The sequence below is a fragment of the Pseudonocardia sp. ZF1 genome (assembly GCF_056835605.1).
Genome location: NZ_JAJNBY010000001.1, coordinates 3,182,395 through 3,193,982, shown reverse-complemented (window position 1 = coordinate 3,193,982; position 11,588 = coordinate 3,182,395). Strand labels below are relative to the sequence as shown.

13 protein-coding genes are annotated in these 11,588 nt (G+C 73.5%); 9 read left to right on the top strand and 4 right to left on the bottom strand.

Annotated features, from left to right (window positions below):
* Nucleotides 1-8 precede the first annotated feature (8 nt).
* The 7 genes from ZF1_RS15500 to ZF1_RS15470 all read left to right on the top strand — a co-directional run bounded on the left by ZF1_RS15500 (nt 9) and on the right by ZF1_RS15470 (nt 6,069).
* Nucleotides 9-746 carry a hypothetical protein gene (locus ZF1_RS15500; RefSeq protein WP_062395596.1) on the top strand — a complete coding sequence of 246 codons (738 nt, stop codon included), beginning with the start codon at nt 9-11 and terminating at the stop codon, nt 744-746.
* Nucleotides 747-1,059: 313 nt separating this feature from the next.
* Nucleotides 1,060-2,073, top strand: coding sequence for a type I glyceraldehyde-3-phosphate dehydrogenase (gene gap, locus ZF1_RS15495; RefSeq protein WP_208821204.1), 1,014 nt, complete (start codon nt 1,060-1,062; stop codon nt 2,071-2,073).
* Nucleotides 2,070-3,251 carry a phosphoglycerate kinase gene (locus tag ZF1_RS15490; RefSeq protein WP_482637606.1) on the top strand — a complete coding sequence of 394 codons (1,182 nt, stop codon included), beginning with the start codon at nt 2,070-2,072 and terminating at the stop codon, nt 3,249-3,251. Before gap ends, ZF1_RS15490 begins: the two co-directional genes overlap by 4 nt.
* A complete protein-coding gene (tpiA, locus tag ZF1_RS15485) occupies nt 3,251-4,039 on the top strand; it encodes a triose-phosphate isomerase (RefSeq protein ID WP_482637605.1) in 789 nt (262 codons plus the stop codon). The genes ZF1_RS15490 and tpiA overlap by 1 nt, the downstream gene beginning before the upstream one ends.
* Before the next feature lie 107 nt (nt 4,040-4,146).
* Nucleotides 4,147-4,380 (top strand): preprotein translocase subunit SecG, encoded by a 234-nt coding sequence (secG, locus tag ZF1_RS15480; protein ID WP_020627703.1) that lies wholly within the window; start codon nt 4,147-4,149, stop codon nt 4,378-4,380.
* A 29-nt stretch (nt 4,381-4,409) separates the two neighbouring features.
* Nucleotides 4,410-4,751, top strand: coding sequence for an RNA polymerase-binding protein RbpA (locus tag ZF1_RS15475; RefSeq protein ID WP_020627702.1), 342 nt, complete (start codon nt 4,410-4,412; stop codon nt 4,749-4,751).
* Between the two features lie 61 nt (nt 4,752-4,812).
* Complete coding sequence (locus ZF1_RS15470) at nt 4,813-6,069, top strand: TrpB-like pyridoxal phosphate-dependent enzyme (RefSeq protein WP_482637604.1); 1,257 nt, start codon at nt 4,813-4,815, stop codon at nt 6,067-6,069.
* Between the two features lie 77 nt (nt 6,070-6,146).
* On the opposite strand, the gene ZF1_RS15465 is transcribed toward ZF1_RS15470, so the two are convergent.
* Nucleotides 6,147-6,572: a DoxX family protein gene (locus tag ZF1_RS15465; protein ID WP_482637603.1), complete on the bottom strand. Its 426-nt coding sequence runs from the start codon at nt 6,570-6,572 to the stop codon at nt 6,147-6,149.
* Between the two features lie 317 nt (nt 6,573-6,889).
* On the opposite strand from ZF1_RS15465, the gene ZF1_RS15460 reads away from it, so the two are divergent.
* Nucleotides 6,890-8,209: an ammonium transporter gene (locus ZF1_RS15460; RefSeq protein WP_482638711.1), complete on the top strand. Its 1,320-nt coding sequence runs from the start codon at nt 6,890-6,892 to the stop codon at nt 8,207-8,209.
* Nucleotides 8,206-8,544, top strand: coding sequence for a P-II family nitrogen regulator (locus tag ZF1_RS15455; RefSeq protein WP_179762659.1), 339 nt, complete (start codon nt 8,206-8,208; stop codon nt 8,542-8,544). Before ZF1_RS15460 ends, ZF1_RS15455 begins: the two co-directional genes overlap by 4 nt.
* A gap of 4 nt (nt 8,545-8,548) precedes the next feature.
* On the opposite strand, the gene ZF1_RS15450 is transcribed toward ZF1_RS15455, so the two are convergent.
* The 3 genes from ZF1_RS15450 to purT all read right to left on the bottom strand — a co-directional run bounded on the left by ZF1_RS15450 (nt 8,549) and on the right by purT (nt 11,521).
* Nucleotides 8,549-9,781 (bottom strand): patatin-like phospholipase family protein, encoded by a 1,233-nt coding sequence (locus ZF1_RS15450; protein WP_405416851.1) that lies wholly within the window; start codon nt 9,779-9,781, stop codon nt 8,549-8,551.
* Nucleotides 9,782-9,791: 10 nt separating this feature from the next.
* On the bottom strand, nt 9,792-10,265 hold the full coding sequence (locus ZF1_RS15445) for a VOC family protein (protein ID WP_482637602.1): 474 nt from the start codon (nt 10,263-10,265) through the stop codon (nt 9,792-9,794).
* Nucleotides 10,266-10,336: 71 nt separating this feature from the next.
* Entirely contained in the window at nt 10,337-11,521 is a 1,185-nt protein-coding gene (gene purT / locus ZF1_RS15440; protein WP_405416855.1) for a formate-dependent phosphoribosylglycinamide formyltransferase, read from the bottom strand.
* Nucleotides 11,522-11,588 lie beyond the last annotated feature (67 nt).

The window sequence follows — 11,588 nt, the reverse complement described above, 5'->3', positions numbered from 1 at the left end:
GATCCAGCATGCTGCGGCCGCTCCTGCCCGCGCTGCGCTCCGGTCTCGCGGACCTGCTCGCCGAGCAGGACGCCCACGACGGTCACCTGCAGGTCGTCGTCGCCACCGGGGACGACCTCACCCGCTCGCTGCCCGACGGCACGCACCCGCCCGCCGTCCCGGTCGGTGCCGCCGAGGCCCGCACCGCACTGCCCGCGAAGCTGCGCCCGCTCGGCGGCCCGGACCTGCGCGGCGGCGCGGCCCGGCTGCTCGGCGCCGTCGGCGACGAGCTCGCCGCCCGCGACGAGGCCGACCGCCCCGAGCGGGTCGTCGTCCTGCTCGTCGGGGAGGGCGCCGTCGGCGACACCTCCGCCGTCCGCGAGCGCATCGTCCACCAGCAGAGCACCTACGCCTGGGAGTTCGTGCTGGTCGACGTGACCACCGGCACGATCCCGGCCGCCGCGGGCGCGCGGGCGGCCGCGTCCGGGGAGAACCGGGGCGAGGGCGGGGACGCCGCCGTCGCCGTCGCCGAGCGGCCCGCGGGCGACGGGGCCGAGCGCTTCGGCGTGCCGGTCACCGCCACCATCACCGCCGGTCCCGGCGCGGCCGGGGTCACCGCGGCGCTGTCCGCGGCCTCGGCGTTCGTGACCCGCGCCCGCGACGGCCGCCCGCACGAGCCCGTCGACGGCTTCTCCGACGACGAGCGCGCCGCCGCCGGCGTCCCCGACACCCGCCCCGGCTGGCGCCGCCTGCTCCGCCTGGCCTGAGCACGCCCGCGACGGCCCCGTGACCCGCCCGGGCACGGGGCCGTCGTGTGTCCGGATACCGGCCGGTACCGGTCCGTCCCCACACCGGGGCCCGTCCGGAGCGGTCCGACCGCGCCCGATCCCCGAGCGCGGCGCAGGTCACGGGCCCTACGGGAGTCGCGACGGCCGATGCGCCGATAGGGTGGCTGCCGAGCACGGCACGCGCCGGCGCCCGCCACGGGCGCCGACCCGCGATCGACCTGCCACACCCCACCGCCGGGACCCGGCGGGCCGGGGGAGAAGACGACAGGCACGACGAGCCCTGGAGGCATCTGTGACGGTCCGCGTAGGAGTCAACGGCTTCGGCCGCATCGGCCGGAACTTCTGGCGGGCGGTGGACGCCCAGCGCGCCGCCGGCACCACGGACATCGAGATCGTCGCGGTGAACGACATCACCGACAACGCGACGCTCGCGCACCTGCTCAAGTACGACTCGATCCTGGGGCGCCTGCCCTACGAGGTCACCACCTCGGGCGACGAGATCGTCGTCGACGGCAAGGGCTTCAAGGGCCTGGCCGTCCGCGACCCCGCCGAGCTGCCCTGGAAGGACCTGGGCGTCGACGTCGTCGTCGAGTCGACCGGCATCTTCACCAAGCGCGAGGCCGCGGCCAAGCACCTCGACGGCGGCGCCAAGAAGGTCGTCATCTCCGCCCCGGCGACCGACGAGGACATCACCATCGTCAAGGGCGTCAACGACGGCGACTACGACGGTTCGCAGACCATCGTCTCGAACGCGTCCTGCACCACCAACTGCCTCGCGCCGATGGCGAAGGTGCTCGACGACCTGGCCGGGATCGAGAAGGGTCTGATGACCACGATCCACGCGTACACCCAGGACCAGAACCTGCAGGACGGGCCGCACAAGGACCTGCGCCGCGCCCGCGCCGCCGCCCTGAACATCGTCCCCACCTCCACCGGTGCGGCGAAGGCGATCTCGCTGGTCATGCCGCACCTCAAGGGCAAGCTCGACGGCTACGCGCTGCGGGTGCCGATCCCCACCGGCTCGGCCACCGACCTGACCGTCGAGGTCCGCAAGGAGGTCACCGCCGCCGAGATCAACGCGGCGATGAAGGCGGCCGCGGAGGGCCCGCTCTCCGGCGTCCTGAAGTACACCGAGGACCCGATCGTCTCCTCCGACATCGTGACCGACCCGCACTCGTGCATCTACGACTCGGGTCTGACCAAGGTCATCGGCAACCAGGTCAAGATCGTCGGCTGGTACGACAACGAGTGGGGCTACTCCAACCGCCTCGTCGACATCACCGGTCTGGTGGCGTCGAAGCTGTGAGGACCCTCGACGACCTCGTCGCCGAGGGCGTACAGGGCCGGACCGTGCTGGTCCGCTCCGATCTGAACGTTCCCCTCGACGACGACCGGAACATCACCGACGACGGCCGCATCCGTGCGTCGGTGCCGACGATCCAGGCGCTGTCCGGTGCGGGCGCGCAGGTCGTCGTCACCGCGCACCTGGGTCGCCCGAAGAACGGGCCCGACGAGAAGCTCTCGCTCGCCCCGGTCGCGCAGCGGCTCGGCGAGCTGCTCGGCGCCCCGGTGCGCCTGGTCGAGCTCGGCACGCCGCTGCCGTCGACGGCCGCCGGTGACGTCGTGATGCTGGACAACATCCGGTTCGACGCCCGCGAGACCAGCAAGGACGACGCCGAGCGCGGCGCGTTCGCCGACGAGCTCGTCGCCCTGGTCGGCGACGACGCGGCGTTCGTCTCCGACGGGTTCGGCGTGGTGCACCGCAAGCAGGCGTCGGTCTACGACGTCGCGCAGCGGCTCGACGCCTACGCAGGCGGGCTCGTCCTGTCCGAGGTCGAGGTGCTCCGCACTCTGACCGGCTCGCCGGAGCGCCCGTACGCGGTCGTGCTCGGCGGCTCCAAGGTCTCGGACAAGCTGGCCGTGATCGAGGCGCTGCTGCCGAAGGTCGACACGCTGTTCGTCGGCGGCGGGATGTGCTTCACGTTCCTCGCCGCGCAGGGCCACGGTGTCGGCTCCTCGCTGCTGGAGTCCGACCAGGTCGACACCTGCCGGACGCTCCTGGAGTCCGGCAAGATCGTCCTCCCGACCGACGTCGTCGTCGCCGACGCGTTCTCCGCGGACGCGAACACGAAGACGGTGCCGGTGGACGGGATCGACGACGGCTGGATGGGCCTCGACATCGGGCCCGACTCGGTGCGGGAGTTCGCGGCCCGCATCGCCGACGCGAAGACGATCTTCTGGAACGGCCCGATGGGCGTGTTCGAGCTGGCACCGTTCGCCGAGGGCACCCGCGGTGTCGCGCAGGCGATCGCCGACGGCGACGCCTTCTCCGTCGTCGGCGGCGGGGACTCCGCCGCCGCGGTCCGGGCGCTCGGCATCGCCGAGGACGCGTTCTCCCACATCTCCACCGGGGGCGGCGCGTCCCTGGAGTTCCTGGAGGGCGCGACCCTGCCGGGCGTCGCCGTGCTGGAGGAGGACGCCTGATGGCCACCCGCAAGCCCCTCATCGCGGGCAACTGGAAGATGAACCTCAACCACCTCGAGGCCATCGCGGTGGTGCAGAAGCTCGCCTTCGCCCTGCCCGACCGGTACCTCGACAAGGTCGAGGTGGCCGTCCTGCCGCCGTTCACCGACATCCGCAGCGTGCAGACGCTGATCGACGGCGACAAGCTGCGCCTCGTGCACGGCGCCCAGGACCTGTCCCCGCACGACTCCGGTGCCTACACCGGTGACGTGTCGGGCGTCATGCTGGCCAAGCTGGGCTGCACCTACGTCGCCGTCGGGCACTCCGAGCGGCGCGAGATCCACGGCGAGGACGACGCGGTCGTCAACGCCAAGGTGCTCGCCGCGCTCAAGCACGGGATCACCCCGATCCTGTGCGTCGGCGAGGGCCTGGACGTCCGCGAGGCGGGCACCCACGTGCAGCACTGCACCGACCAGCTGCGCGGGGCGCTGAAGGGCGTCACCGGCGAGCAGGCGGCCGGTCTCGTGCTCGCCTACGAGCCGGTCTGGGCGATCGGCACCGGCAAGGTGGCGGGCCCGGCCGACGCGCAGGAGGTCTGTGCCGCGCTGCGGGCGACGCTGGCCGAGCTGTACTCCGACGAGGTCGCCGGGACGGTCCGCGTCCTCTACGGCGGCTCGGTGAAGTCGTCGAACGTGGGCGAGATCGTGGCCCGGACCGACGTCGACGGCGCACTCGTCGGCGGCGCCAGCCTCGATGCCGAGGAGTTCGCGAAGCTGTCGGCGATCGCCGCGGGTGGTCCGCTGCCGTAGGCGGCCCCGTTCCCGTCCCGCGGCCCCGGTCCCCTGTCAGTGGGGGCCGGGGCCGCTGGAGTATTCTCTCCCCACTCCGGCGAGCGACCACTGATGGGGAAGCGCACGTGATCCTGACCCTCCAGATCATCCTGATCGTGACCAGCCTCCTGCTGATCGCGATGGTCCTGCTGCAGCGCAGCAAGGGTGGTGGTCTGACCAGTCTCTTCGGTGGCGGCGTGCAGTCGAGCCTGTCCGGCTCGGCGGCGGCGGACCGCAACATCGCTCGCTACACGGTCTTCGTCGGTCTCATCTGGCTCATCGCGGTGGTCGGCAACGGCCTGCTGCTGGCCACAGGCTGACACCTCGGACGGACGAGAGGGAACGGGACATGGCAGGCGGCAACGCGATCCGCGGTACCCGGGTCGGTGCGGGACCGATGGGCGAGAACGAGCGGGGCGAGACCGCTCCGCGCGAGCGCATCCCGTTCTACTGCGCGAACGGGCACGTCAACAACACCTGGTTCGCCGCGGAGGCCGAGGTCCCCGAGACCTGGGACTGCCCGCGCTGCGGGCTGCCGGGCGGACGCGACGCGGAGAACCCGCCCGCCGCGCCCCGGACCGAGCCGTACAAGACGCACCTGGCGTACGTGAAGGAGCGGCGCAGCGACGCCGACGGCGAGGCCATCCTCGAGGAGGCCCTCGGCCGGCTGCGGGCCTCCCGGGAGCTCTGACCCGGTCCCACGGCGCGCCGGGTTCGTGACCGGGCGCACGTCCGGGTTAGATTCGGTGGTCATGAGCCGCTGGACGCTGCCCCCGGACCGGATCCCCTCGGCATGGTTCAACGTCGTGCCGCACCTGCCGACGCCGCCGCAGCCGCCCCTGCACCCCGGGACCCGCGAGCCGGTCGTCCCGGACGACCTGGCGCCGCTGTTCCCGACCGCCCTGATCGAGCAGGAGGTCAGCGCCGAGCCGTGGATCGACGTCCCCGGTGAGGTCCTCGACATCCTGAGGCTGTGGCGGCCCACGCCGCTGGTCCGCGCGACCCGGCTGGAGAAGGCGCTGGGCACGCCGGCGCGGATCTACTTCAAGGACGAGTCCCTCTCGCCCTCGGGCAGCCACAAGACCAACACGGCCGTGGCCCAGGCGTTCTACAACGCGCGGGAGGGCACCACCCGGCTCACCACCGAGACCGGCGCGGGCCAGTGGGGGACCGCGCTGTCGTTCGCCGCGGCCCAGTTCGACCTGGACCTGAAGGTCTACATGGTGCGGGCGTCCTACGGGCAGAAGCCCTACCGGCGGATCGCGATCGAGACCTGGGGCGGCGAGGTCGTGCCGTCGCCCGTCGACGAGCCCGACCACCCCGGCTCGCTGGGCTCGGCCATCTCCGACGCGGTCCGCGACTGCGTCGGCCGTTCCGACACCCACTACGCGCTCGGCTCGGTGCTCAACCACGTGCTGCTGCACCAGACCATGATCGGTCTGGAGGCGAAGGAGCAGCTGGCGCTGGCGGGGGAGCGGCTGCCCGACGTCGTCATCGCGCCGTGCGGTGGCGGCTCCAACCTGGGCGGGATCGCCTTCCCGTTCGTGCCGGACTCCGGCGTGCGGCTGCTCGCCGTCGAGCCGCTCTCGTGCCCGACGCTGACCCAGGGCCGCTACGACTACGACTTCGGCGACACCGCGGGCCTCACCCCGCTGATGCCGATGTACACCCTGGGCCACGACTTCGTGCCGCCGTCGATCCACGCCGGCGGGCTGCGCTACCACGGTGACTCGCCGCTGGTGTCCTCGCTGGTCAAGGACGAGCGGATGGAGGCCGTCGCCTACCCGCAGGGGAAGGTGTTCGAGGCCGCCATCGAGTTCGCGCGCACCGAGGGCAAGATCCCCGCGCCGGAGTGCGGGCACGCCATCGCCGCCACCATCGACGAGGCGCTCGCCGCGAAGGAGACCGGGGAGGAGAAGGTGATCCTGTTCAACTACTGCGGTCACGGCTTCCTCGACCTGGCCGCCTACGACGACTACACGAACGGCCGGCTCGACGAGATGGGCTGACGGGATCGGCTGAGCCCGACCCGCACCACGACGGCCCGTCCCCCGGAGCAGGGGACGGGCCGTCGCCGTGCGGGCGGTCAGCGGCGCAGGCCGCGCAGCAGGGCCGCGGTGTCGCGGCGGCGGGCCCACGCGACCACGCACACCGCCACCAGGGTCAGCGCCGGGAACGCGACCATCGCGGGCATCAGCACCACGGTGACCGCGGTGGCCCCGACCATCAGCGCGACCTGGCAGACGGCGGCGAGCCCGCACAGCCGCGGGACCAGGAGGGCGACCGCGCCGGCCAGCTCCAGCCAGCCGACCACGACCATGCCGACGGTCCCCAGGCCCAGCAGGTCGAACCCGGCGACCGCGACCGGGTCGGCGTCGACCTTCGGCAGCGCCGCCATCACGAAGACCGCGGCCAGCAGCACCTGCAGCACCCACAGGCCGACGGTGGCGGCCCGCGGACGACGGGTGTCGGAGGTGGTGGACGCGGTCCCGGTACGGGTGGTGGTGGTCATGGCGGGCTCCCTCGGTGCTCGCGGTCCCGGGCCGGGGCCGCCGTTGCAGTGGAGACCGGGGCCGTCGCCGGAACTCATCTGCGCCCGGTCCGGGTTCGGACCGTCGGTCCCGGCTGCGTCGTGTGTCGCGTCGGCGGTGTCTGCGCCGGGCGTGCCGGATGCCCGGACCCGACACCCACCGGAAACCGCATCCGGTTGCTCCACGAAACACCGCGGGCGAACCATCCCTGCCGGGGTCGGGGAACTGCGACGACGGAGGACGCGTGGGCGTGAATGCGGGAGACACCGCGTGGGTGCTGGTCAGCGCCGCGCTGGTGATGTTGATGACGCCGGGACTGGCGTTCTTCTACGGCGGGATGACCCGCAGCAAGTCCGTGCTCAACATGCTGATGATGAGCACCATCTGCCTGGCCGTGGTCAGCGTCCTGTGGGCGCTGTACGGCTACAGCTGGGCCTTCGGCAACGACGTGGGCGGCGGCCTGATCGGCGGCGGGGAGTTCGCCGGGCTGGCGAACACCGTCGGCGCGATGGTCGGCGTCGGCAGCGACTCGGCCCCGTGGCCGGGCACCGACGCCCTGCCCGCGCCGGCGTTCGTGATGTTCCAGCTCATGTTCGCGGTCATCACCCCGGCGCTGATCTCCGGCGCCGTCGCGGACCGCACGAAGTTCTGGGGCTGGACCGCGTTCGTCGTGCTGTGGGTGACCATCGTGTACTTCCCGGTCGCGCACTGGGTGTTCGCCTTCGACGGCTTCACCGGCCCGGACAACGTCGGCGGCTGGATCGCCAACACCCTCAAGGCCGAGGACTTCGCCGGTGGCACCGCGGTGCACATCAACGCCGGTGCCGCGGCGCTCGCGCTGGCGATCGTGCTCGGCAAGCGTCGCGGCTGGCCGCGCGAGCCGATGCGTCCGCACAACCTCCCGTTCGTGCTGCTGGGCATGGCGCTGCTGTGGTTCGGCTGGTTCGGCTTCAACGCCGGTTCCGCGCTCTCCGCGGGTGACCTCGCCGCGACCGCGTTCACCAACACCATGCTCGCCACCGCCACCGCGCTGATCGGCTGGCTGCTCGTCGAGCAGGTCCGCGACGGGCACCCCACCACCCTCGGTGCGGCCTCCGGCGCCGTCGCCGGGCTGGTCGCGATCACCCCGGCGTGCGGGTTCGTGCAGCCGGTCGGGGCGCTGGCCATCGGGCTCATCGCCGGTGCGGTGTGCGCGCTGGCCGTCGGGCTGAAGTTCCGCTTCGGCCTCGACGACTCCCTCGACGTCGTCGGCGTCCACCTCGTCGGCGGCATCGTGGGCACCCTGCTCATCGGCTTCTTCGGCGACAACAGCGTCAACTCCGCCGCCGTCGGCGACAACGGCCTGTTCTACGGCGGCGGGCTGGTCCAGCTGGGCCGCCAGGCGCTCGCCGCGGGTGCGGTGCTGCTGTACTCCTTCGTCGTCGCGCTGGTCCTCGGCTACCTGATCAAGGTGACCATCGGGTTCCGCATCGACGAGGAGAACGAGGCCACCGGCATCGACGAGACCGAGCACGCCGAGACCGCCTACGACTTCTCGTCGTTGGGCACCCGCGCGCTCGCCGGGGCCTCCCGCCCCGCGACGCCGGCCACCCGTGAGCCCGTGGGGGAGAGCCGATGAAGCTCGTCACCGCCATCGTCAAGCCGTTCGCGCTGGAGGACGTCCGCGGTGCGCTCGAACACCTCGGTGTGCTCGGGCTGACCGTCGGGGAGGTCCGCGGGCACGGCAGGCAGAAGGGACACACCGAGATCTACCGCGGCGCGGAGTACTCGGTGGACTACGTGCCGAAGGTGCGTATCGAGACCGTCGTCGACGACGAGATCGCCGACAAGGTCGTCGACGCCGTCGTCGAGGCGTCCCGCACCGGCAAGATCGGCGACGGGAAGATCTGGGTGCAGCCGGTCGAGACCATCGTGCGCGTCCGCACGGGCGAACGCGGCAGCGACGCGGTCTGAGCCGTCAGCGCGCCGCCGGACGGGCCGTCCGGCGGCGCGCCGCCCCGCCCTCGGGGGCGACGGCGCGCGCGGCGTGCGCCGCACCCAGGTCCGCCGCCGCGGCGGCGAACACCGGGTCGAAGAACAGGAAGCTGAGCAGCTCCGCGCCGTGGGTGGTGTCGGCGTCCGGCACCGCACCGCCCACCAGCCGCTCCAGCACGGCCAGCGACGGGTTCCGCAGCGCGCGAAGCCCGCCGTACTCGCGGCGGCGCACCGCGTCGGCCAGCTCCGCCAGCTCGGTGGCCCGGTCGGCGGGCGGCCCGGCGAACCAGGTCGCGATCCGGCGGTGCCGCCGGTCCTCGCCGCGGTCGACCAGCGCGTTGACCGCGCGCAGGGTCCGCAGGTCCTCGGTCACCCCGGCGCCCAGCACGATGCGCAGCGCCAGCGCGGCGACCGCGTACACGTCGGGCACCCGGTCCGCCGGGGACGGCGCCGCGGCGGACTCGCCGAACGGGACGTCCGGTGTCGTCGCGACGACGCCGACCCGGTCCGCGCCCAGGCGCAGTGCGGGCTTGAGCGGGGTGTTGAGCCGGACCCCGCCGTCGAGGTACCAGCCGGCCGCCTCGCCCTCGATGCGACGCGGCGCGAACAGCACCGGCACCGCGGCCGAGGCGAGCAGGTGGTCCGGGTCCAGCCGGGCGTCGACGTAGCGGATGTCGCGACCCGGGTCGTACGGCGGCAGCGCCACGTCCGGCCCGCGCTCGACGAATACCGTGGTCCCGCCGGTCCCGGCGGCGGTGCACGCCACCCCGACGGCGTCGACCCGGCCGCGGGCGACGGCGTCGTGCAGCCGGTCCCAGTCGACGACCCGGTCCACCACCGGGCGCAGCCGGTCGGCGTCGAGGAGGCGGGTCACCCGGTCCGGCACCAGCAGCAGCCTCCGCAGCCACGACGGGACCCCGGCGAGGTCCCCGAGGTAGGCCGCGGTCGCCTCCACCGCCGACGACGGCAGCGCCACGACCTCCTCGGTGCGCACCGAGGACCAGCGGGCGACGAGCTCGGCGGCCGCGGCGTCCGGGGCGACGTCGGACAGCCCGGCCAGCGCGGCCACGTTGAGCGCGCCCGCACTCGTGCCGACCAGCACCGACGGCGCCGACCACCGCCGCGCCATCCGCGGCAGGAGCTCGGTCAGCGCACCCGCCTCGTAGGCGCCGCGCGCTCCCGCGCCCGCCACGACGAGTCCGGTCCGTGCCGCCACCCGGACCAGGTTACCCGCGGTACGCCTTCTCCAGGGCGACGGCGTCGAGCTTGCCGTGGGTGGCGTACACGGCCCGCGCGACCCGAGACCGGGCCTCCGCGTCCGGCGAGGTCAGCCACTCCCGCACCCCCGGCGGGATCACCTGCCAGGACACCCCGTAGCGGTCCTTGAGCCACCCGCAGGGCTGCTCGACGCCGCCGTCGACCAGGGCGTCCCAGTAACGGTCGACCTCCTCGGCGGACTCGCAGTGCACCTCCATCGAGATCGCCTCGGAGAGGGTGAACACCGGACCACCGTTCAGTGCGGTGTAGGGCTGGCCGTTGATCCGGAACCCCACGGTCAGGACCCGGCCCTCCCGGTCGGGGACCTCCGGGCCGTAGTGCACGACGGTGTCGACGCCCGAGTCCGGGAAGATGCCGGTGTAGAACCGTGCCGCCTCCTCGGCGACGTCGTCGAACCACAGGCACGGCGTGATCGGCTTCATGATGTCGTCCCCTTCCCGCGACGCCGGCTCTCGGCGTCACACGAGGGGGAGACCCCGGCGGTGCGCCGGACTCATCGCTCCCGGGGGACCGGACGCACGAGACCCGCGGCGCGGGTGGCGCGCTCCCGGGCGGTGTCGACGTCGTCGGCGTGGGCGACCGCGACGCCCATCCGGCGCCGCTCGGTCGAGGAGGGCTTGCCGAACAGCCGCAGGTCCGCGCCCTCGACCGCGAGCGCGTCGGCGACGCCCTCGTAGGCCGGGGCGTCCATCTCCTTGCCGCCGTAGACCACCGCCGACGCGCCGGGGGAGCGCAGCGCGGTGTCCACCGGCAGGCCCAGCACGGCGCGGGCGTGCAGCTCGAACTCCGAGAGCCGCTGGGTGGCGAGGGTGACCAGGCCGGTGTCGTGCGGGCGGGGGCTCACCTCGGAGAACAGCACCTCGTCGCCGCGGACGAACAGCTCCACCCCGAACAGGCCCCACCCGCCGAGGGCCTCGGTGATCCGGGCGGACACGTCGCGGGCGGCGGCCAGCGCGGCGTCGGACATGGGCTGGGGCTGCCAGGACTCGACGTAGTCGCCGTTCTCCTGGCGGTGCCCGATCGGCTCGCAGAACGCGGTGCCGCCGGCGTGCCGGACGGTGAGCTGGGTGATCTCGTAGTCGAACTCGACGAAGCCCTCGACGATCACCCGCGGGTTCGACACCCGGGCGCCGGTACGGGCGTACTCCCAGGCGGCGTCGGCGTCGTCGGCACTCTGCAGGACCGACTGGCCCTTGCCGGAGGAGGACATCACCGGCTTGAGCACGCACGGCAGCCCGACCGTCGCGACGGCGTCGCGGACCTCGTCGAGGGTGTCGGCGAACACGTAGGGGGAGGTGGGCAGGCCCAGCTCCTCGGCGGCGAGGCGCCGGATGCCCTCGCGGTCCATGGTCAGCTTCGCGGCCCGCGCGGTGGGGACCACGGTCGTCCCGGCCACCTCGATCTCGGCCAGGGCGCCGGTGGCGATGGCCTCGATCTCGGGGATGACGAGGTCGGGCGCCTCCTGCTCGATGAGCGTCGCCAGCGTCACCGGGTCGGTCATGTCGATCGCGTGCCACCGGTGCGCCACCTGGTGGGCGGGGGCGTGCGGGTAGCGGTCGACGGCGACGACCTCCACGCCGAGGCGCTGGAACGCGATCGCGACCTCCTTGCCCAGCTCACCCGAGCCGAGCAGCAGCACGCGGGTGGGGTCCGGGCCGAGCGGGGTGCCGATACGCATGACGGGGACCCTAACCGCAGGTCCACGTGCGGCACCCCGCCCGGGCGCGGCATCTCACATCCGGGGG

What these genes read in the sequence shown, in the direction of transcription:
- ZF1_RS15500 (WP_062395596.1), top strand. Translation starts at nt 9, where the DNA reads ATGCTGCGGCCGCTCCTGCCCGCGCTGCGCTCCGGTCTCGCGGACCTG.
- tpiA (WP_482637605.1), top strand. Translation starts at nt 3,251, where the DNA reads ATGGCCACCCGCAAGCCCCTCATCGCGGGCAACTGGAAGATGAACCTC.
- ZF1_RS15475 (WP_020627702.1), top strand. Translation starts at nt 4,410, where the DNA reads ATGGCAGGCGGCAACGCGATCCGCGGTACCCGGGTCGGTGCGGGACCG.
- ZF1_RS15470 (WP_482637604.1), top strand. Translation starts at nt 4,813, where the DNA reads ATGAGCCGCTGGACGCTGCCCCCGGACCGGATCCCCTCGGCATGGTTC.
- ZF1_RS15465 (WP_482637603.1), bottom strand. Translation starts at nt 6,572, where the DNA reads ATGACCACCACCACCCGTACCGGGACCGCGTCCACCACCTCCGACACC.
- ZF1_RS15460 (WP_482638711.1), top strand. Translation starts at nt 6,890, where the DNA reads ATGTTGATGACGCCGGGACTGGCGTTCTTCTACGGCGGGATGACCCGC.
- ZF1_RS15455 (WP_179762659.1), top strand. Translation starts at nt 8,206, where the DNA reads ATGAAGCTCGTCACCGCCATCGTCAAGCCGTTCGCGCTGGAGGACGTC.
- ZF1_RS15445 (WP_482637602.1), bottom strand. Translation starts at nt 10,265, where the DNA reads ATGAAGCCGATCACGCCGTGCCTGTGGTTCGACGACGTCGCCGAGGAG.
- purT (WP_405416855.1), bottom strand. Translation starts at nt 11,521, where the DNA reads ATGCGTATCGGCACCCCGCTCGGCCCGGACCCCACCCGCGTGCTGCTG.